The following is a 19102-nucleotide window of genomic DNA, read 5'->3' on the forward strand; positions in this document are numbered from 1 at the left end:
AGGCGCACATCCATGAACCCGACAGTCTTCAATCTGCTGAATGTATCCAGCGAGCCGGATTCGATCCAATGGTCGACTCATCAACAACTGGGTCGCAGCGGCGCCAGCATTCACACGCTGTTCGAATGCCAGGAGAGTGCCCAGCGGATTGCCTTGATCCGTTGCGACGCGGGCGCCAGTGCCCAAGCTCACCACCATCACGGCCATGAAACCTTTCTGATCCTGGACGGTGACTTTGAGGATGAAAACGGTACTTACCTCAAGGGCGATCTGGTGATTTACCCGCCAGGCAGCACCCACGCCTGGAAGTCCTCCAAGGGCGCGTTGATCTATGCCACCTGGGGAGGCGCCGTAACCTCGAAACCAGCGCCAGCCGCCGAGGCCGCCAACCATGCCGCCTACGACAACAGCGTCTATGACGGTCGGCACTTGATCTGAAACCGTCGGCCATTTCTTTTGGGGTGAATCATGGGTTTCAAGCTTGACGCAAAGCTGCTTTTTCTCAGCAGCGATCCTTTGAAAGTGTCACGGCAGTTGGGGGGGCAAACACTGACCCTTGAGGAGGCACGGCCCCTGCGCGATGACATTTCAACAGACGAAATAACACCGATCCCGGTGCTGGCTTTTTTTGACCACCGGCTGGGTTCATACCCCTATGTCGGCCTCAAGACCGGCCCGGTACTGCCTATCGGCAAGGACGATGTCGCCGCCGCAGGGTTTACAGTGACCGTGGCGGGTACCCGCTACGGCAAAGGCTCTTCCCGCGAGCACAGCCCGCTGGCGGAGAAAAAAGCCGGCATCCGCCTGGTCATCGCCGAAAGCTTCGAGCGCATCTACCGACAAAACGCCGACAACATCGGCCTGCTGACCTCCACCGACTTGTCCTTGGTGCCGCGCTTGCAGGCCGGCGAAGAGCTGTCGCTGGAGGAACTGATTGGCACCAGGGATGCGCTGTCCACGGCAATTCTGCGCAGCGGCGGGCTGCTCAACTACGGTCGCGAGCATTTGCGTCAGCAGCCGGACCAGCCCGGGGAGCCGTCGCCGCAGCTGCCCACCGGGCCCCTGACCTTTGCCGAAAAAATCATTCATCGGCATTTGATCAAGGCCCGCGGGGCCGAGCGCGTCGAACAGGGCGCCGGCATTCTGCTGAAGGCCGACTGGCGCTTTATCCACGAGTACTACACCGGGCTTTGCGCCCATTTGCTCGACGATGCCTTCGGCGAAAACTTCTCTGTGTACCAGCCGGAATCGATCCTGGCGTTTGAGGACCACTTGTCCTACAAGCGCCGAAGCCCGGCGCACCTGCAACAGAGCCTGGTCGGCGAACTCGATGGCTTGTCTCAGGCCCATCGGGACTTCGTCGCCAAGCATCGACTCAGCGCCCACGGCTATCTGCCGGCAGAAGGCAGCGAGGGCATCTCCCACGCGATGATGGCCGAGCAATATGCCCTGCCTGGACAAGTGGTGGTCGGCACCGACTCCCATACCCCCCACAGCGGCGCACTCGGTTGCCTGGCGTTTGGCGTGGGCACCACCGACATGGCCAACGCCTTCATGACCGGCTCGGTCAGGACGGTGTATCCACAGGTGCTACGCATTTCCCTGGTCGGCCGCTTGTCCGCCGGCGTGACCGCCAAGGACCTGGTGCTCGCCCTGTTGGCCGATGGCCGGATCAAGGCTGGCCAGGGTGTCGGCAAGATCTTCGAATTCGGTGGCCCGGCCCTGGCGTTCCTATCCACCGACGAACGCACCACCCTCACCAACATGACAGCGGAGCTGGGTGGTTTCAGCGGAATCGTCGTACCCGATCAGGAAACCGTTCGTTTTCTCAAGGAGCGGCGCCACCTCGACTTCGTGCTCGAGCCCTGGATGACCAGCGACCCCGAGGCGAACTACGCCGACACGATCGTCCTCGACTGCGATCAGATCCTGCCGATGATTGCCTCTCCGGGCGACCCCGGCAACGGACAGCGCCTCACCGATCTGACCGAGCGGGTCATGGTCGATATCGCCTATGGCGGCTCCTGCACGGCCGGCAAGCGCGATGACTTCGATCATTATTTCGAGGTGATCAACTGGGCACTGGAAAACGACCTGCGGCTGCATCCCGAGGTCAAACTCTATTTGCAGTTCGGGACCGTGGATGTCCGCGACTACTGCGAGGAAAAGGGCTACCTGCCGGCCTTCGAAACCTTTGGCGCGCAGCTGCTGCAGCCGGCCTGCGGAGCCTGCGCGAACTGCGGCCCTGGTTCATCGACCCATCAGGAGCAGGTCACCGTCAGCGCCATCAACCGGAATTTCCCGGGGCGCTCCGGTCCAGGTCAGGTCTGGCTGGCCAGCCCACCGACGGTGGTCGCCAGCGCCATCGCCGGTTACATCACCTCGTTCGGCGCCCTGCAAACCCGGCACAGCGCCACCCCCTCGGCGCCCGCCAAGCCCGGCCAGCGTGATCCTGCGGACAGACGCCCGGCCCTGGCTCACTGAAAACGACAGGCGGCGGGTTGATATCCGCCGTCCTTTCACCCCCCCGCGCATCGAGATCCTGCGGCGCAATTGCCAGTGGTGATGGTCTCCGCCTCAGGTCAGATAGCTCCCGAGCGAGCCGCCGAAAAAATCTCAACTGATTACCGACTTTTCCTTATTACAAACTTGATCGAGATCAACGGCCGCCAACTGCCCAGCCCTAAAAATGACCGGAGGACATTGAACGCAACTACAGGCCCCCTCCCATGAGTGAAGAATCCACCGCCCTGCCCCTGCCACCTGCTCCAGTGAAAAAAGCTCCGGCCAGCAGCACCCCGGCCGCCAAGACCGCTGTGCGTAAAACCACCGCCCCCCGGACCCGTCGCCCACGCACCGCCACCCAGGCGGCGCCGGCGAAAACCGCCGAAGCCGACATCAGCGCCATCAGCCAGAAACCCATGGCCCTGCAAGTGGCCAGCGCCCCGCGCGGCTCCAATGAAGACAGCGTTTCAGCCTCGCTGCCGGGTAGCTACCCCTACCGCAACCGGATGCGCCGGGCCGAGTACGAAAAGGCCAAGAACGAGCTGCAGATCGAGCTGCTCAAGGTACAAAGCTGGGTCAAGGAAACCGGGCAGCGCATCGTGGTGCTGTTCGAAGGCCGGGACGCGGCCGGTAAAGGCGGCACCATCAAGCGCTTTATGGAACACCTCAACCCCCGTGGCGCACGGATCGTGGCCCTGGAGAAACCCTCGGAACAGGAAAAGGGCCAGTGGTACTTCCAGCGCTATATCCAGCACCTGCCCACCGCCGGGGAAATGGTCTTCTTCGACCGCTCCTGGTACAACCGCGCCGGGGTGGAACGGGTCATGGAGTTCTGCTCGCCCCTGCAATACCTGGAATTCATGCGCCAGACCCCGGAGCTGGAGCGCATGCTGTGCAACAGCGGCATCCTGATGTTCAAGTTCTGGTTCTCGGTGAACCGCGAAGAGCAACTGCGGCGCTTCATCTCGCGCCGGGACGACCCGCTCAAGCACTGGAAACTCTCGCCCATCGACATCAAGTCCCTGGACAAGTGGGACGAATACACCGCCGCCAAACAGGCGATGTTCTTCCACACCGACACCGCCGATGCGCCGTGGACGGTGATCAAGTCCGATGACAAGAAGCGCGCGCGGATCAACTGCATCCGTCATTTCCTCCACGAGCTGGACTACCCGGGCAAGGACCTGAAAGTCGCCCACGCCCCGGACCCGCTGCTGGTAGGCCGCGCCTCGCGGGGGCTGGAAGAGGATGAACGGACCCAGGCGACGGCGGACGCCGGCGCGACACGCCTGGCACTGACGGCCTGAATTGCGGGCAAAAAAAACTGCGCGCAGACAGGCGGGTCTGTGCGCAGTAAAAGTCGAGCGGAACTATGAGTTGAAGGGAGCTAACAGCTGGCCCCCTGCATCAGGTCGAGGCCTCAGGCGGCCTCGGTCACCGGCGTCACCTTCTCCGGCGGTTTGATCGAACCGATGTACACCGCAAAGATGGTCAGCAGCGCGCCAGCGATCTGCAGCGCCGAACTGGCCTTGCCGAGAAACGCCACGTCGACGAAGTAGGTGATCACCGGCTCCAGCAACAGGATCAGCCCCGCCAGCCCCAGGCTGATGGCACCGATGGAACGGTTGACCAGCAACCAGCCGACGAACTGCACCATCACCCCGTAGATGATCAGCATCACCAGGGTTTGCCCATCGACAATGGCCAGGCTTTCCCCCATGGCCAGGGCGTAGACCAGCAGCACCAGCGCGGCCCACAGGCTCAGGTTGAGCATCTGTGCGATCTTGTCGCCACCGCCGTCAGGCAGTTGGGTGTTGACCTTGAGGAAATACACGCAGATGGCGTAAGCCAGACCCGAGAGCACCCCATACACCACGCCCTTGATGCCCACTGCGCTGGTCATTTCCGGCAGCAGCAACAGGTACAGGCCGACGAACGCCAGGGTGATGGAGATCAGGAAGTAGATCGACGGTTTTTCCTTGAGCAGGTACAGACCCAGTAGGGTCATGAAGAACACCTGGCAGTTGGTCAGGATCGAACCGATGCCCGGGCCGACGATGTAGATGCTCTGGTGCCAAAGCACCAGGTCGATGGCCAGGAACACCCCGGCCAGGGCCGTGTACAGCTGCGCCTTGGCGCTCTTGAGCAACACCGGGATGCGGCGCACCTTGAGCAGCAGGAAAAACAGGATCGAGGCGAACAGCATGCGGTAGAACCCCGCGCCGCCGGCACCGATATGCGCGAAGGCCACCGCCAGCGCCGACAGGCTGAGCATCAGCCCGCCGATGGTCAGTTCGATGATGGCGCGGTTGGTATTAGTCGACATGCGCGACTCCATTGATGAAGACCAGAGGATCAACGTCCTGGTCCGGGTCACTTAGCGTGCCCTGCTCCAGTACCTGTTGCATGGCATCGAAAATACTCGCCAGGCCGACCTGCAGCGTTTCGCTGCTGATGGTCAGCGCCGGCATCAGCTTGAGCACCTGGTCCACCGGACCGCAGCGCTCGATGATCAGGCGACGAGCGAAACAGGCACGCATCACCGCAGCGGCCAGGGCCGGATCGTGGAACTCGATGCCGTAGAACAGACCGCGGCCGCGCACGTCCTTGATGTGCCCAGCAAAGCGTTCGGTGACTTCGGCCAGCCATTCCTTGAGCTGCGCTTCGTTGGCCTGGATGTGCTTGACCAGACGGTCGTCGCTCCAGAACTCCTGCACGGTCTTGGTGGCCGCGACGAAGGCCAGGGTATTGCCGCGGAAAGTGCCGTTGTCCTCGCCGGGGGACCATTGGTCCAGCTCCGGACGATGCAGCAACAGGGCGAACGGCAAGCCGTAGCCACTGAGGGACTTGGACAGGCAGACCATGTCCGGGGTGATGCCCGAGGGCTCGAAGCTGAAGAAGGTCCCGGTACGGCCGCAGCCGGCCTGGATGTCATCGACGATCAGCAGGATGCCGTGTTCGGTGGTCAGTTGCCGCAGACGCTGCAGGAACTCCGCCGAGGCCACATTGATCCCGCCTTCGCCCTGGATGGTTTCCAGGATCACCGCTGCCGGAAGGTCCATGCCCGAGCTGTTGTCCTTGAGCAAGCGCTCGAAGTACTCGATGGAATCCAGGCCCGCCAGGTAACCGTCGAAAGGCATGCGGAACACATAGGGATCGACACCGGGCTGGCGATTGTCGCGGTTGCCGGTCAGGCCCAGGGAGGTGTTGGACATGCCGTGGAAACCGTTGGTGAAGGCCACGATGTGCCGGCGTCCGGTGACCTTGCGCGCCAGTTTGACCGCCGACTCCACCACGCTGGTGCCGGTGGGCGAGGTGAACTGCATTTTGTAGGGCAGGGTCCGTGGCGTGAGGATGATCCTGCGGAAGTTGTAGATGAACTCCTGCTTGGCCCGGCTGTGCATGTCCAGGGCGGCCTGGATGCCATCCCGTTGCAGGTAGTCGATCACCGCGGCCTTGACCGCCTTGGGGTTGTGTCCGTAGTTGACTGAACCGGCGCAGCTCAGGAAATCGATATAGGCCTGGCCTTTCAGGTCATACAGATGACTGCCCTGGGCCTGGTCGAATACCACCGGGAAGCTGCGGCAGTAACTGCGCGCCGAAGACTCCACATCCGCAAATACACCCAACTCATCCATTTCTGAAATATCCATTGCTGCCTGCTCACATAAAGGGGTCGAGGTTCAGGGTTCGATGCAGCGGCTCAGGCGATCTTTTCCGCCGCCTGGGCCAGGCCCAGTTGCTGGTTCAGGGAGTTGAAAATGTCCCGCGAGCGCAGCGACAGCAGGCTGAAGGAGCCGGCATCGCCATAACCGTGGGAGGATTCGCACAGGCCATTGAGGTACAGCGCCGGCAGATGGCTGCCCTTGGCGGCGGCCAGGCTGTAGTCGCGACCGATGCGGATCACGCCCTGGGCATCGCAGTCCAGGTGCTCGGCCAGGTCCTTGAGAATCGCCGGGTAGCGTTCTTCCTGGGGGCCGGTGCCGAGGTTGCGAAAGCCCGTGGCCAGGACCACGGCATCCAGCCCGCCCAGCTCTTCGGTGGCGTGGGTGTTGCTGTTGCGCAGCGACAGGCGATAGCCCTCGCCGTCCGGGGTGCAGCCCTGGATATCGCTGTGGCCTTTGATGATCACGCGCTCACGGCCCTGCAGTTTGTCCTCATACATGCCCACGTAGAGTTCCTTGATCACGTCGGCATCGGCAGCGGAGTAGTTGGTGTAGTGCAGGTGGCGGTTGATGTTCTTCTTCGCTTCGGCGGAGCTGTTGTAGTACTGGTCGACGAAGGACGGGAAGTACACATGCTCGCTGAACTGGCTGGTGTCCTTGAGGCGGAAACCGTAGCCGCGCTGCACGTTGACGATTTCCAGGGTCGGATAGGTGTGGCGCAGGTGCAGGATGATCTCGATGGCGCTCTGGCTGCCGCCCACCACCGCCACCCGCTTGAGCTCGCCCTTCTGGGCCAGGTTGGCCAGGCGGCCCAGGTACTGGGTCAGGTGGAACACCCGATCCGCTGCGGCATTGGCGAACACCTGCGGAATCACCGGGGTGCGGCCCGGGGCCAGGACCACGGAGCGGGCCTGGTACTGCACACCGGCCTGGGTGGTGATGGTGTAGAGGTTGCTGACCGGGTCGACCTGGATCTGCGCCACGCTCTGGTTGTAGGCCACGTCCCGGGCGAAGAACCCGGCGACCCAGCGCACGTACTCGGCGAACTCGCTGCGCAGCGGGAACTCCAGGCCCAGGTTCAGGTGTTCGAACAGCCGGTCGTTCTCGAACAGGAAGTTGGTGAAGGTGTAGCGGCTGCGCGGGTTGCGCGGGGTCACCAGATCGCGGCTCGGGTGGTTCTGGATATCGCTGCCGGAGAGCATCATCTCCGGCTGCCATTGAGTGCTCGCGTGACGCTCGAGAAACAGCCGGGTGCCGGCAAACTCCATCTCTTCCATGGCGATGGCCAGGGCGATGTTCGCCGGGCCAAAGCCGATGCCGATCACGTCGTAAACTTGCCCATCACGGCCAACATCCTTGGCAGTCACTTTATGAACACTCATAAATTCCCCTTTTCGCAACAAAAGTCAGACTCGAAAAAGCAGAAAAAACACCAGGGTCTTTTCTGCCTTCAGTCAAATAATCATTAATTTTTAGTTAGCGTTATTCGTTATAACTACTTGGCTTTTTTCAAACTTCTGCTGCAGCCAACTTCAGCCACTTCTGCACCGGCGGATAGGCCAGAACTTGTTCGACATAGGCTTGAAGTTGCGTCGGCACTGCAATGCCATAACGACGGAAGCGGAACACCACCGGTACGAACATCGCATCGACGATGCCGAAATCGCCGCACAAGAACTGCTTGGAGCCGCTGGCCTCGCGCAGGTTGTTCCAGATGGCGAAGATCCGCTGGATCTCTTCCTGGGTGTCGGCCGTCAGGGGCTCGGGGGTGTCACCGGTGTTCAGGCCGAAGGACATCTGGGTGCGCAGATTGACGAAACCCGAGTGCATCTCGGCCGCAGCGGCACGGGCCTGGGCCTTGATCAGCGCGTCCTGGGGCCACAGGTTGGCCGACGGATAGGCACCGGCGACGTACTCGCAGATGGCCAGGCTGTCGTTGATCACCACCTTGTCCAGCAGCAGCGCCGGCACCTTGCCCGACGGCGAATAGCGCAGGATCTGCTGACGGGTGTCGTCCTGTTCCAGCTTGACTTGAAGGGTCTCGAAGGAGACGTCTGCCGTTACAAGAACCAGCCATGCACGAAATGACCATGAAGACTTTTTGTAATCCCCAATAACTAGTTTTGTAGGCATCACTTCCCCTAGCTTGCGTTATGAAATGGGTGCTAAATTTAGCGGCCCATTTTTCCAACGTATTGCACAAAACTGGACAAACTCATGGATGAGCACAAACCCGGCAAAGTCTTTAGGCCAGACAAGGATTTCGTGCAGTTTTGGCGAATACCCGAAGGCGACTGTGAGTTGTTATCTGCGCGTTACAGCACTCAGTCTTTTGGCCGGCATTCACATGATCGATATGCAGTAGGGGTTATAAGCAGCGGGGTTGAAAAACTCTTTTATCGGGGCAGCTACTACTTGGGGAGCGCCGGTAGCGTCGTCACCATCACCCCGGGGGAGATTCACGACGGCTTGCCCGGGCATGACCAGGGCTGGATGTACCGCATGCTTTACCTGGACCCGGGCTGGGTCAACCGGGTGATCTTTCAAGGACGCTTCGGCGCCGAGCATATCCATCTGTTCCAGAGTGCATTGAACCTCGACCCCAGCTTTGCCCTGACCTTCCTCCAGCAACACCAGATCATCGAAAACTCCCCGCCCAGCCTGGAACGCGAATCCATCCTCCTGGACCTGGTGACCCAACTTTTCGAACGCAGCGGCGCCCCCATTGCCGCCATCGCCAGCGCCGAACGCAGCGCGGTGAAGTTCATCAAGCAAAAACTCGAAGACGAATACGCCCGACACATCCCCCTGGAAGAACTGGCGCAACTGGTGGACATGGACCCGCTGTACCTGATCCGCGTGTTCAAGAAGACCGTGGGCGTGTCGCCCCACAGCTACCAGATCCAGAAACGCGTGGCCCAGGTGCAGAACCTGCTGCGCACCGGCGCCAGCCTGGCGGAAGCCTCCTTCAGCTGCGGCTTCTTCGATCAGAGCCACATGACCCGCGCCTTCAAGAAAGTCGTGGGCATCACTCCCGGCAGTTTCCGCAACAGCCGCGCCTGAAGCGTGCGGCCTTCTTTCCCTGTCATTCCCGTTTGTTCAAGGACCCGCTGCATGCCCGCAATCCCAACCCCGGAACTCACACAACTGCCTGCCGGCGCCGTCGCCTACCCCGACGCCCGTGAGCTGTTCGTCGCCGACCAGCAGGAACTGGCCGAACACCTGCTGCCCCTGCTGTCCATCGATGCCAGCCAGATCAACCCCGAATGGTCCGGGCGCCTGCACCTGCTGAGCCCCATCGAACCCGATGAAGGCCTGGTGGGCGAACTCACCCAGGACGAAGGTTTTGGCAGCGAGCTGCTGAAGACCAACTGGATCGGCTTCAAGATCGAGAACGGTCGCTACCGCCTGTGCGGTGATCCACGCTACTTCTTCCTGCACCCGGACAATGCCCAACTGCCCGAATCGCGGCGCAACCAGCGGGCCCAACTGCAAAGCCATTACGCCCTGGAGCACGCGGCTTACCAGACGGCGCGCCAGCGTTACCAGGAACTGGGCTATCTGACCTGGCCGGAAGATGACGAGCAGCGCCTGACTTTTATCAATGAAATAGGCGGCGTGGCCGAGGGTTACGGCAACTGGGTGGAAACCGTGGAATTCCCCATGGATATCGTTGAAGCCACAGACGACAGCGGCGATATCGACGTCTGGCCCCTGAGCCCCGCGGGCCGGCGCTTCCAGCACGTACTGGGGGTGCCCGCCAGCCACTACGGCATCAGCGGCGCCGACCTGATCGTGATGTTCTATGAGCCGGTGGAGGGCCTGGTGCTGTTCTGCTTCGACTGGTCCTGATATGACCCGGTAGCCACCTCAGGCCGTGATCGGTTGGGCGGCGTTGCCTCTGCAACGCCGTCCTGCAGAAGCTCGCCAAATCCTGCAGGGTTTTGTTGGCCGCAGAGTCCTGACTACACCGGCAATTCCACCCGCGCTTCCAGCCCACCCCCCTCACGATTGAGCAGCCGCAACTCGCCACCATGCTCGCGGACAATCGCCCGCGCTGCCGACAACCCCAGGCCCACGCCGCCGGTGCTCTTGTTGCGCGAGGACTCCAGCCGGAAGAACGGTGCAAACACCTGCTCCAGCGCCTCGGCGGGAATCCCCGGGCCACGATCCAGCACCCGCACGCGCAATTGATGCGCATCGTGTTCCAGCACAATGGCCGGCTCGCCCCCGTACTTGACCGCGTTGTCCAGCAGGTTGGTCATCACCCGCTTGAGCCCCAGGGGCCGGCCGCAATACACCAGACGCGGCGGGCCGCTGAAAACGATCGGAATCGACTGGTCGCGATAGTCGTCCACCAGGGTCTGCAACAGTTCGGCCAGATCGAAATGGGTGGCCTGTTCCAGCCGCGCATCATCGCGAAAGAACTCCAGGGCGGAATTGATCATGGCTTGCATTTCGTCCACATCGCGGAACAGGCGCTGCTGCTGGTCGGCATCCTCGATGAACTCGCCGCGCAGGCGCATGCGGGTCAAGGGTGTGCGCAGGTCATGGGAAATGGCCGCGAGCATCTGCGTGCGGTCCTTGATGAAGTGCTGCAACTGCGCCTGCATGGCGTTGAAGGCCAGGATTGCCTGGCGGATCTCGTGGGGCCCCACCGGATCGATGGGCGGTGCACGAAAGTCCACGGCAAAGCGCCGCGCGCCCTGGGCGAACTGTTGCAGCGGCTTGGCCAGACGGCGCGTGGCGATCAAGGCCACCAGACCGGTGGAGATCAGCACCAGAGCGATCACGATCAGATTGCGCGTGCCCTCCTCCAGCCCCCAGCTGCGGGACGCCGAGGAAAACATCAGCCAGCTTTGATCGGTCAACTGCACCAGCAGCGCGTAGCGCCCGTCCGGGCCCGACCAGTCGCTGGGCTGGTAGGCCTCGATATGCCGTTGGGGCGGTTGCAGCATGGCGCGGATGCCTTCCGAGCCGACCCGATACTCCGGGTCGTCCAGCTCAGGCAGGGCAAAGCCTTGGCGCGTCGGCCTCCAAGAGATGCTCAGGTGGTCACTGCTGACGGCCTCCGCCAGTCGCGGGCGCTGGCCCGGTTCCGAGGCTTCGATCATGCGCACGATGGCCGCGGACTTTTCCAGCAACCCGGTTTCCGCCAGCGGCGGATAGGCCCAGACCCCGGCCAGTTGCACGAACAGCGCATTGAAGGCCAGGGCGGTGAGCATGGCCATGATGATGGTCAGGGCGATCCAGCGCGCCACGGTGTCCCGCAGCCGATAGCGCCACAACGGCTTGATCAGCTTCACTGGCGGGTCACGCTGGGGGTGAACAGGTAACCGCCGTTGCGCACGGTACGAATCATCGCCGGGCGCTTGGTGTCGAACTCCAGCTTGCGCCGCAGGCGACTGACCTGGACATCGATGCTGCGATCGAAGGCGTCATGGGCCTGGCCCCGGGCCAGGTCCAGCAACTGCTCGCGGGTGAGGATGCGTTGCGGGTGCTCGACAAACACCAGCAACAGGTCGAACTCCCCCGCCGACAACGGAATCATCACCTGGTCCGGCGAGCGCAGTTCACGGCGAGTCAGGTCCAGCTGCCAGTCGGCGAACTTGATCAGGGGCCGCGGCACGTCCGCGCTCACCGGCCGGACCTCTCCGGCCCGGCGCAGCACCGCCCGCACCCGGGCCAGCAGCTCGCGAGCATCGAAGGGCTTGCTCAGGTAATCGTCGGCGCCCATCTCCAGGCCCACCACCCGATCGCTCAACTCGCCCATGGCGGTGAGCATGATCACCGGCGTGGCGTGCTGCTGGCGCAAGCGCTGGCACAGGGTCAGGCCGTTGTCGCCGGGGAGCATCAAGTCGAGGATGATCAGGTCCGGCACCTCCCGCTCCAGAGCCGCCCACAGCGAAGCGCCATCGGTGGCCACGGCCACCTGATAGCCCTGTTGGACAAAAAATTTCTTCAGCAGCGCGAGGACTTCAATGTCGTCGTCCACGATCAACAGGCGGCTCACCAGCGGGCATCACTTCAAGTCGGAAAGAGCCTTTATCTAAAACCATTCGCCGCCCTGCGTCATATATTTCAACGCAGTAACAAACCTTCACCCGCGCAATAAAGCAGACATCTTTGCGCAAGATTCGCCTGCCAGCATCGGCTTCCCCCTGCTGGAGAACCCTGACCATGCACCTGATCAAGTCCGCCTCGGCCCCAGCCCCTCTAGTCGCGAAGGAGCTGCCCATGTCCACCTCCGATCAACACGCCCTGATGCTCCTGCAACGCGTGACCAAACTCGACGACGCCAGCCTGCATTGCCGCGAAGTCAGCCTGCGCATGTCCGAAGACCAGAATCATTTGATCCTGACCCGCTACAGCGAGCACTACAGCCCCGAAGGCATGGAGTGGGTGGAACGCAAGCACCGGGTTTCGGTGACCGAGCTGTTGCGCTGGGTGATAGAGCAAGGCCAACCGCAGAGTGTGGAGCGCGGCGAAGAACACAAAGCCTCGGCCTGAGGCCTGCAGGAGCGAGCTTGCTCGCGATGGACGTCAACGATGACGCGCGTTCGCAGGGAAGAATGCGGCGCTCCTAGCATCATCGCGAGCAAGCTCGCTCCTACAGAATTTCCTTAACTGATCTGACTTGCTGGGGCCCGCAGAAACTCTTCAAAAACCCTCAAACCTCTTCGGCAGGCGCCGGCTTAACCTCGTCCCCACGAATACGAACCTCCCGACACGCCAACGCACTCAGCGCCAAACACCCCGCCGCCAGCGAATACACCCACACCGTGGACGCCACCGGCAGCAGCAACCCGGCGATCAACGGCCCGATCCCGGCACCGATATCCCGCCACACCGCATTGGCCGCCAAGGCCCGCACCCTTCCCGCCCCCGGATGCCGCTGGGCCACCACCGTGACCACCAGCGGCAGTTGCAGGGCCCGCAACACCAGCACCAGGGCGCCGCCGACAATCAGCCAATGGCAACCAAAACCCACCAGGGCCACAGAGGTCAGCAGGGAGAAGACGATCAACATCCGCGTCGCGCCCCAGCGTTGTGCGGCGATACCGCCCAGGGGGCTGAGGAGCATTTCCGAGACGTAGCGCAGGGCCAGAAGCCCGCCCGCCACCAGCACCGCGTTACCCGCCATCAGCTGTTCGGCCAGCAGTGAAAGACCAATGATGAACAGACCATCCAGCACCAGGCCTTCGATAAAGGACCAAACCGCCACGCTGTCGGGACGCCGGAAGCGGCGGCTGGAACTGGCCAGCGGGTGAGGTTTGGCCGGCAGGCCGAAGGCCAGGAGCATGGCGATCAGCGAGGTCAGGGCCATCAGCAGGAAGATCACCCGCGGGCCGTATTCGACGCTGACCAGGGCGCCCAGGGGCAAGGCCAGCATCGGCCCGGTAGCGATCAATGCTCGGGAACGACCGGTGCGGCGAGCGGCGCCGCTGGGCTCGGCGGTGGCCATGACCTGGGTCGAGAGGTTGAGGGCGGCGTAGGTCAGGCCCCAGCCCAGACGCAATAGCAGCAGCCACCAGAAACCGGACAAGGTGGCGTAACCCAGGGCGCACAACGCCGCCGTGAAGGCGGCCAGCACGCAGACCGGGCGATCACCGCGGCGGGCGTAGAAGCGCATCACATGGCTGTAGCCGAAGATCCGCACCAGGCGGTTGGCTGCCAGCAGCAGGCCGGCTTCGGCCAGGGTCACGCCGAAGGCCTCGTGCTGCATGGGCAGCAGCAGGTAGAGCAAGGTGTCGCCGGGCAGGCACAGGCCGAGGATCGAGGCGGCGCGGGCGGAAGCTTGATCGGTGGTGCGGACATGGGTATCGGGCATGGCAGGCAAACCGGCAGGTCACGAATGGTTTCAGCCTGACGTTCCGCTGTGGCACTGACAAACGCTTTTATTACGCCGTATAGGTGACTAAATTAGACACATGATCACTGACCTGCCGCCCCTGAACGCCGTCCGCGCCTTTGCCGCCGCCGCTCGCCATGAGAGTTTCAGCCGCGCGGCTGAAGAACTGCACGTGAGCCACAGCGCGGTAAGCCGCCATATCAAGTTGCTGGAAGAGCACCTGGGAGTGCTGCTGTTCGAGCGGCGCATTCGCCAGTCGGTGCTGACCCCCGCCGGGCAAGCCTTCTATGAACAGGTCAGCGTGGCCCTGACCCAGATCGCCGCAGCCGCGGTCTCACTGCGCCGCGGCGCGGCCCTGTGCAAGGTGACTGTCAACGTGCGGCCGTCCTTCGCGGTGCGCTGGCTGATTCCGCGCTTGCCGCAGTTCATGGCGCTGTACCCGCAGATCCAGCCGGAGGTGGTGACCAGCACCCTGCTTCCCGATCCGGCCAAGGAAACCTTCGATCTGGTGATTCGCCGCGGGCGCTCGGGCTGGGCTGCAGCCCTGCAGCCACAGCGCTTGCTGGAAGATGAAATCCTGGTGGTGGCCGCGCCATCGCTGTTGCAGAGCACAGCGCTGAACAGTGCCAAGGATCTGGGACGCCATACCCTGCTGGTCAGCCGCACCCGCGCCAACGACTGGCAGAAATGGCTGGAACATTGCGGCCTGAAACCACTGCGCCAGCCACCGACCTTGCATTTCGACCATCTGCACTTCGTGCTTCAGGCCTGTGTCGACGGACTGGGCCTGGCGCTGTGCCCGGCCTCGTTGCTGGCCAAGGATCTGACCAGCGGCCGCCTGACCTGCCCCTTGCCGGAACTGCGTCAGCCACTGACCCGCTATTACTACGCCGTCGCCGCGGATGCCGCCCCCGAAGCCCAGGTGTTTATCGAGTGGATGCTGGCGCAGATTCAGCAGGACGCGGTGACTAATCAGCCCCAGGTGCCCACTCGGGCCAGCGGCGCCTGAGACGCTTTGTAGAGCCTGTGCATGGATCTGATTTAGGCACATCAGCCGTGCAATTAAAGCGTTTGTCAGGCCGCTAACTGCGGAGCAGGCTGCGCCCCTTCAATGGCTCATTTCTGGAGTGTTGCATGGCAAGTTATGGACTGTTTTTACTACTGGCCACCCTGACCATTCTCAGCCCCGGCCCCGGGGTGGTGCTGACCCTGTCCAACGCCCTGCGCCACGGCTGGAGCGGGGCACTGCCGGGCATTCTCGGTATCGCCCTGGGCGCCTTTGTGGTGGCGGGGATTTCCGCCAGCAGCCTGGGCCTGGTCCTGGCGGCCTCAACCACTGCCTTTACCCTGCTCAAGTACATCGGCGCCCTGTACTTGCTGTATCTGGGGGTGAAGATGTGGCGCACGCAGAGTTTCATTCCGCCACTCCAGGACACTAAAAGCCGCCCCGCACGGCGCTTTGTCGAGGCCCTGTCGATCCAGTTGCTCAACCCCAAAGCCGGTTTTTTCTTTCTCGCGGTGTTCCCGCAGTTCATCCAGCAGCAAGGCGATTACTACAACCAGTTCTTTATGCTGGTGGCGTCCTACAGCCTGTTGGTGATTGCGCTGCACAGCGGTTATGCGCTGATGGCCAACGGCGCCCGGGGCTGGCTGTCCAGCCGCCGGGGGGCCCGGATCGTTGGCAAACTGTCGGGGATTACCTTTCTCGGGTTCGGCGTGATGCTGGCCAGCGCTAATAAATAATCGGATACAAAAGCCTTGCTTGAGCCCCCACAGCCGACGTTTCTTCGACATCGGCTGCGCTACCATTGCGCGCCCTTTGCAACCGCCAGAGATCTCGCTGCAGATGCCACAGACTACGCCCACCCCTGCCCTGCCCCCTGTTCTCGCCGGCCCGCTGCTGCGCCGCCTGGAACCGACGCGGCTGGTGCTGTGGCTGGTGGGTTCAAGGGCGTTGCCGCTGACCCTGCGCCTGCAAAGCGCTGGCAATCCGGCATTGGAACTGCCCCTCAATCAGCAGCAATGCCAGGTCATTCCTGTGGGCCGTCAGGCCTTTATCCACCTGATCGATGTGCCCCTGGACGCCGCCCTGCCCCAGGACGAAGCGATTGCCTATGACTTGCTGATCAATGACGCCGAGGACGGCGCCCGAGCCATTGCCGACTGGGCGCCACACCTGTTGTATGGCGATGCCAGGACTCCAGAGTTCGTGCTCCACAGCCGCATCGACAACCTGCTCCACGGCTCCTGCCGCAAGCCCCATCACCCGTCCACTGATGGCCTGCTCTGCGTCGACCGCCTGCTGGCGCAACAGCCCGAGCCTGCACAACGCCCGACCTTGTTGATGATGAGCGGCGATCAGGTGTACGCCGACGATGTGGCCGGGCCGATGTTGCGGGCGGTTCACGCCCTGATCGAGCGCCTCGGGCTGTTCGATGAAGAGTTGGACGGTGCCGTGGTGGCCGACAGTCAGGTGTTGTACCGCCATGGCGCCAGCTACTACCAGCGGGCCGAATTGCTCCCGGCGCTGAAGAGCAATGAAACCCTGCGCGAGCGGTTTTTCGGCGGGGTGAAAAAACCGATCTTTACCAGCAGCAACGCCGACAACCATCTGGTGACGTTCGCCGAGGTGCTGGCCATGTACCTGCTGGTGTGGTCACCGCTGCCCTGGACCCTGATCGCGCCACAGCCGCCGCAACTGACGCCGGAACAGCAAACCCGCTACACCCGGGAGCAGCAGCGCATCGACGATTTTGTCCAGGGCCTCAAGGGTGCCGCGCGGGTCTTCGCCCACCTGTCGTGCCTGATGATCTTCGACGACCACGACATCACCGACGATTGGAACCTCAGCGCCCAATGGGAAGAAACCGCCTACGGTCACCCCTTCTCCAAACGCATCATCGGCAACGCGCTGCTGGCTTACATGCTGTGCCAGGGCTGGGGCAACAACCCGGATGCCTTCGTCCAACTGCTGGAGCAGACCCGCGCCTTGAGCACCACAGCACAAACTCCGGAACGCATGCTGGAATGTCAGGCCCAAAACGACCTGATCGACCAGTTGCTGGGTTTCCAGCAGTGGCAATACGTATTGCCCAGCACCCCGGCCCTGGTGGTGCTGGACACCCGCACCCGGCGCTGGCGCAGCGAGTCCAACCTGGGTCAGCCCTCAGGCCTGCTGGACTGGGAAGCCCTGAGCGAACTGCAACATGAACTGCTGGATCACCCCTCGGCGATCATCGTTTCACCGGCGCCGATCTTCGGCGTCAAGCTGATCGAGACGGTGCAGAAGGTCTTCAGCTGGTGCGGCTACCCACTGCTGGTGGACGCGGAGAACTGGATGGCCCATCGCGGCTCCGCCCAGGTAATCCTCAACATCTTCCGCCACTCGCGGACCCCGGGCAGCTACGTGATTCTCTCCGGCGATGTGCATTATTCCTTCGTCTACGAAGTGCTGATCCGCCACCGCCAGGGCGGCCCGCGAATCTGGCAGATCACCAGCAGCGGCATCAAGAACGAATTCCCCGCCGCCCTGCTGGAATGGTTCGACCGCCTCAACCGCTGGCTCTACTCGCCGCGCTCGCCGTTGAACTGGTTCACCAAGCGTCGGCGGATGAAGGTGATGCCCCATGTGCCCGAGCATGCCGAGGCCGGGGAGCGGCTGTGGAACTCGTCGGGGATCGGCCAGGTGTTTTTCAATGAGCAAGGGCAGCCCGTGGCGATCTATCAGCACAATGCCAATGGCACGGCGCCGACACGGATGATTGCGCCGAGATAGAATCCGCTGTCGCCGGCCACCAGGAAGGACTAGCCCGATGGAAAAACAACCCTTGTACCGCAAGGTCAACACCCGGACCCGGGGCGTGGGACACAAGAACTCACCGTCCTACGCCAAACAGCGCCACAGCAAGGCCCTCCTGGCCAGGGAACAGCAACGCGGCAGCATGCACTCCGACAAGCGCCTGGGGCTGGATTACACGCCGTTGTTCCGTTTTCTGCTCAGCCGGGTCGGCCAGCCGTGGGATGGGGTATTCAGCGAAGCGAAAGGCCGGCTGGATCGGGAAGAGCCGATTTTCTGGTTGGTGGCCCTGCATGAGCACGAACGACAGGATTACGTGGGGCTCAGTGGTTGCGCCTATTTCAGCGGTCTGTACGTCGATACCCAGGGCCTGCTGCAGAAGGTCAATGCCCAACTGAGCGCAGCCACCATGAGCCCCAATTGCCCTTGCTGCACTCACACCTTGAACGGGGTTCCCTTCGGCCAACCCTATCGTCGCTGGTGAGCCCGTCGCAGCGCCTCATCCGGCGCCGAGAACATCGAGGACAGTCTGGATCGGCGGCCCTACGGCCGCTGTCAGGCGTTTCGCAACCGTGTGTTGATCCGCTGGATCCGCTTACGCGGAGCCTCTATCTGGGAGGAAATCTGCGAGCACTATGCGCCCTAGATTCGCGCTCTATCGGGCATCGGCGCTGCAATAATCGGTAGGGCGCAGCGGCACCCGCTCTGGCAGCATCTCGCCCTGATCGTCGATCTTGCGCAGCATGGCGGTGCACATCTGGTCCTGGAGAAACACCATCTGATAGGTCGCGCCGGCCTCGGGCACGAAGGTCACGCTTTGTTCGCAGACAAAGCGGTAGTCCTTATCCATCCCGGGTTCGGTGTTGTAGAACATGAAGGCAAACGGACGATTGGCCGGGATCTTCAGCTCGTTGGCGCCAAAGCCTTCCTGACGGCGCATGCGGTCGGTGGCGGCCGTCATGGGAATGCCCAGGTTGCGGAAGTTGGGATTGGCGATGCCACGATGGGGGCGAACCATCAGCCCCGACGCCGGTTTGCGCCAGTCGATGCAATCGCTGTAGGGCACGCCCCGCACCAGCCCCTGGGCAACGATGCGGATCAGCGCGGTGTCACCGGCATCGGCCGGCACCCGGTAGCTCACGGTGGTGGCTTTGAGGGTGGAGACGAAGGTACAGCCACCGAGCACCAGGGACAGGCTCAGCAACAGGATCGAGGGGAGCCGCATGATTCATCCTTGAGAAACCGACAGCGAAGGCTGACGCAAAGGATGGCAATCTTACCTCG

18 protein-coding genes are annotated in these 19102 nt (G+C 62.6%); 10 read left to right on the forward strand and 8 right to left on the reverse strand.

The window, feature by feature from the left end; all coding sequences use genetic code 11:
- Positions 1-12: 12 nt before the first annotated feature.
- The 3 genes from ACSSVC_RS29420 to ppk2 all read left to right on the forward strand — a co-directional run bounded on the left by ACSSVC_RS29420 (position 13) and on the right by ppk2 (position 3812).
- Positions 13-438: a cupin domain-containing protein gene (locus ACSSVC_RS29420; protein ID WP_346633938.1), complete on the forward strand. Its 426-nt coding sequence runs from the start codon at positions 13-15 to the stop codon at positions 436-438.
- A gap of 30 nt (positions 439-468) precedes the next feature.
- Complete coding sequence (locus ACSSVC_RS29425; RefSeq protein ID WP_346633937.1) at positions 469-2484, forward strand: aconitase family protein; 2016 nt, start codon at positions 469-471, stop codon at positions 2482-2484.
- Positions 2485-2921: 437 nt separating this feature from the next.
- On the forward strand, positions 2922-3812 hold the full coding sequence (gene ppk2 / locus ACSSVC_RS29430) for a polyphosphate kinase 2 (RefSeq protein ID WP_446439305.1): 891 nt from the start codon (positions 2922-2924) through the stop codon (positions 3810-3812).
- Between the two features lie 113 nt (positions 3813-3925).
- On the opposite strand, the gene ACSSVC_RS29435 is transcribed toward ppk2, so the two are convergent.
- The 4 genes from ACSSVC_RS29435 to ACSSVC_RS29450 all read right to left on the reverse strand — a co-directional run bounded on the left by ACSSVC_RS29435 (position 3926) and on the right by ACSSVC_RS29450 (position 8303).
- On the reverse strand, positions 3926-4831 hold the full coding sequence (locus tag ACSSVC_RS29435; RefSeq protein ID WP_346633936.1) for a DMT family transporter: 906 nt from the start codon (positions 4829-4831) through the stop codon (positions 3926-3928).
- A complete protein-coding gene (gene ectB, locus ACSSVC_RS29440) occupies positions 4821-6143 on the reverse strand; it encodes a diaminobutyrate--2-oxoglutarate transaminase (RefSeq protein WP_346633995.1) in 1323 nt (440 codons plus the stop codon). The genes ACSSVC_RS29435 and ectB overlap by 11 nt, the downstream gene beginning before the upstream one ends.
- 65 nt (positions 6144-6208) lie before the next feature.
- Positions 6209-7552 (reverse strand): SidA/IucD/PvdA family monooxygenase, encoded by a 1344-nt coding sequence (locus tag ACSSVC_RS29445; RefSeq protein ID WP_492611788.1) that lies wholly within the window; start codon positions 7550-7552, stop codon positions 6209-6211.
- A 127-nt stretch (positions 7553-7679) separates the two neighbouring features.
- Entirely contained in the window at positions 7680-8303 is a 624-nt protein-coding gene (locus tag ACSSVC_RS29450) for a glutathione S-transferase family protein (RefSeq protein WP_123724719.1), read from the reverse strand.
- A gap of 84 nt (positions 8304-8387) precedes the next feature.
- Between ACSSVC_RS29450 and ACSSVC_RS29455 the strand changes: the two genes are divergently transcribed.
- Together ACSSVC_RS29455 and ACSSVC_RS29460 are read left to right on the forward strand one after the other, a co-directional pair.
- Positions 8388-9233 (forward strand): helix-turn-helix domain-containing protein, encoded by an 846-nt coding sequence (locus ACSSVC_RS29455; RefSeq protein ID WP_346633934.1) that lies wholly within the window; start codon positions 8388-8390, stop codon positions 9231-9233.
- Positions 9234-9284: 51 nt separating this feature from the next.
- Positions 9285-10022 carry a hypothetical protein gene (locus tag ACSSVC_RS29460; protein ID WP_404937599.1) on the forward strand — a complete coding sequence of 246 codons (738 nt, stop codon included), beginning with the start codon at positions 9285-9287 and terminating at the stop codon, positions 10020-10022.
- Positions 10023-10135: 113 nt separating this feature from the next.
- On the opposite strand, the gene ACSSVC_RS29465 is transcribed toward ACSSVC_RS29460, so the two are convergent.
- Positions 10136-11476, reverse strand: coding sequence for a sensor histidine kinase (locus ACSSVC_RS29465; RefSeq protein WP_404937600.1), 1341 nt, complete (start codon positions 11474-11476; stop codon positions 10136-10138).
- Positions 11473-12183, reverse strand: a complete 711-nt coding sequence (locus ACSSVC_RS29470) for a response regulator (protein WP_346633931.1) — start codon at positions 12181-12183, stop codon at positions 11473-11475. Before ACSSVC_RS29470 ends, ACSSVC_RS29465 begins: the two co-directional genes overlap by 4 nt.
- A gap of 224 nt (positions 12184-12407) precedes the next feature.
- Between ACSSVC_RS29470 and ACSSVC_RS29475 the strand changes: the two genes are divergently transcribed.
- The gene (locus ACSSVC_RS29475; protein WP_346633930.1) at positions 12408-12680 is read left to right on the forward strand and encodes a hypothetical protein; all 273 of its coding nucleotides are present in this window, start codon (positions 12408-12410) and stop codon (positions 12678-12680) included.
- Positions 12681-12840: 160 nt separating this feature from the next.
- Here the strand turns inward: ACSSVC_RS29475 and ACSSVC_RS29480 are convergent, their stop codons facing one another.
- Entirely contained in the window at positions 12841-14001 is a 1161-nt protein-coding gene (locus ACSSVC_RS29480; protein WP_492611789.1) for an MFS transporter, read from the reverse strand.
- 100 nt (positions 14002-14101) lie between these two features.
- Here ACSSVC_RS29480 and gcvA point away from each other — a divergent pair, with 100 nt between their 5' ends.
- From gcvA to ACSSVC_RS29500, 4 genes are all read left to right on the forward strand, one after another.
- Positions 14102-15031: a transcriptional regulator GcvA gene (gene gcvA, locus ACSSVC_RS29485; protein WP_492611790.1), complete on the forward strand. Its 930-nt coding sequence runs from the start codon at positions 14102-14104 to the stop codon at positions 15029-15031.
- Between the two features lie 125 nt (positions 15032-15156).
- Complete coding sequence (locus tag ACSSVC_RS29490) at positions 15157-15765, forward strand: LysE family translocator (RefSeq protein ID WP_492611791.1); 609 nt, start codon at positions 15157-15159, stop codon at positions 15763-15765.
- A 103-nt stretch (positions 15766-15868) separates the two neighbouring features.
- Positions 15869-17797 (forward strand): alkaline phosphatase D family protein, encoded by a 1929-nt coding sequence (locus ACSSVC_RS29495; protein WP_492612594.1) that lies wholly within the window; start codon positions 15869-15871, stop codon positions 17795-17797.
- Between the two features lie 37 nt (positions 17798-17834).
- Entirely contained in the window at positions 17835-18302 is a 468-nt protein-coding gene (locus tag ACSSVC_RS29500) for a hypothetical protein (RefSeq protein ID WP_346633926.1), read from the forward strand.
- 171 nt (positions 18303-18473) lie between these two features.
- Here the strand turns inward: ACSSVC_RS29500 and ACSSVC_RS29505 are convergent, their stop codons facing one another.
- On the reverse strand, positions 18474-19043 hold the full coding sequence (locus tag ACSSVC_RS29505) for a hypothetical protein (RefSeq protein WP_404937605.1): 570 nt from the start codon (positions 19041-19043) through the stop codon (positions 18474-18476).
- Positions 19044-19102: the final 59 nt, after the last annotated feature.

It is taken from the genome of Pseudomonas sp. E1BtOHC1 (assembly GCF_058744285.1).

What these genes read in the sequence shown, in the direction of transcription:
- ACSSVC_RS29420 (WP_346633938.1), top strand. Translation starts at nt 13, where the DNA reads ATGAACCCGACAGTCTTCAATCTGCTGAATGTATCCAGCGAGCCGGAT.
- ACSSVC_RS29425 (WP_346633937.1), top strand. Translation starts at nt 469, where the DNA reads ATGGGTTTCAAGCTTGACGCAAAGCTGCTTTTTCTCAGCAGCGATCCT.
- ppk2 (WP_446439305.1), top strand. Translation starts at nt 2,922, where the DNA reads ATGGCCCTGCAAGTGGCCAGCGCCCCGCGCGGCTCCAATGAAGACAGC.
- ACSSVC_RS29435 (WP_346633936.1), bottom strand. Translation starts at nt 4,831, where the DNA reads ATGTCGACTAATACCAACCGCGCCATCATCGAACTGACCATCGGCGGG.
- ectB (WP_346633995.1), bottom strand. Translation starts at nt 6,143, where the DNA reads ATGGATGAGTTGGGTGTATTTGCGGATGTGGAGTCTTCGGCGCGCAGT.
- ACSSVC_RS29445 (WP_492611788.1), bottom strand. Translation starts at nt 7,552, where the DNA reads ATGAGTGTTCATAAAGTGACTGCCAAGGATGTTGGCCGTGATGGGCAA.
- ACSSVC_RS29450 (WP_123724719.1), bottom strand. Translation starts at nt 8,303, where the DNA reads ATGCCTACAAAACTAGTTATTGGGGATTACAAAAAGTCTTCATGGTCA.
- ACSSVC_RS29455 (WP_346633934.1), top strand. Translation starts at nt 8,388, where the DNA reads ATGGATGAGCACAAACCCGGCAAAGTCTTTAGGCCAGACAAGGATTTC.
- ACSSVC_RS29460 (WP_404937599.1), top strand. Translation starts at nt 9,285, where the DNA reads ATGCCCGCAATCCCAACCCCGGAACTCACACAACTGCCTGCCGGCGCC.
- ACSSVC_RS29475 (WP_346633930.1), top strand. Translation starts at nt 12,408, where the DNA reads ATGTCCACCTCCGATCAACACGCCCTGATGCTCCTGCAACGCGTGACC.
- ACSSVC_RS29480 (WP_492611789.1), bottom strand. Translation starts at nt 14,001, where the DNA reads ATGCCCGATACCCATGTCCGCACCACCGATCAAGCTTCCGCCCGCGCC.
- gcvA (WP_492611790.1), top strand. Translation starts at nt 14,102, where the DNA reads ATGATCACTGACCTGCCGCCCCTGAACGCCGTCCGCGCCTTTGCCGCC.
- ACSSVC_RS29490 (WP_492611791.1), top strand. Translation starts at nt 15,157, where the DNA reads ATGGCAAGTTATGGACTGTTTTTACTACTGGCCACCCTGACCATTCTC.
- ACSSVC_RS29495 (WP_492612594.1), top strand. Translation starts at nt 15,869, where the DNA reads ATGCCACAGACTACGCCCACCCCTGCCCTGCCCCCTGTTCTCGCCGGC.
- ACSSVC_RS29500 (WP_346633926.1), top strand. Translation starts at nt 17,835, where the DNA reads ATGGAAAAACAACCCTTGTACCGCAAGGTCAACACCCGGACCCGGGGC.
- ACSSVC_RS29505 (WP_404937605.1), bottom strand. Translation starts at nt 19,043, where the DNA reads ATGCGGCTCCCCTCGATCCTGTTGCTGAGCCTGTCCCTGGTGCTCGGT.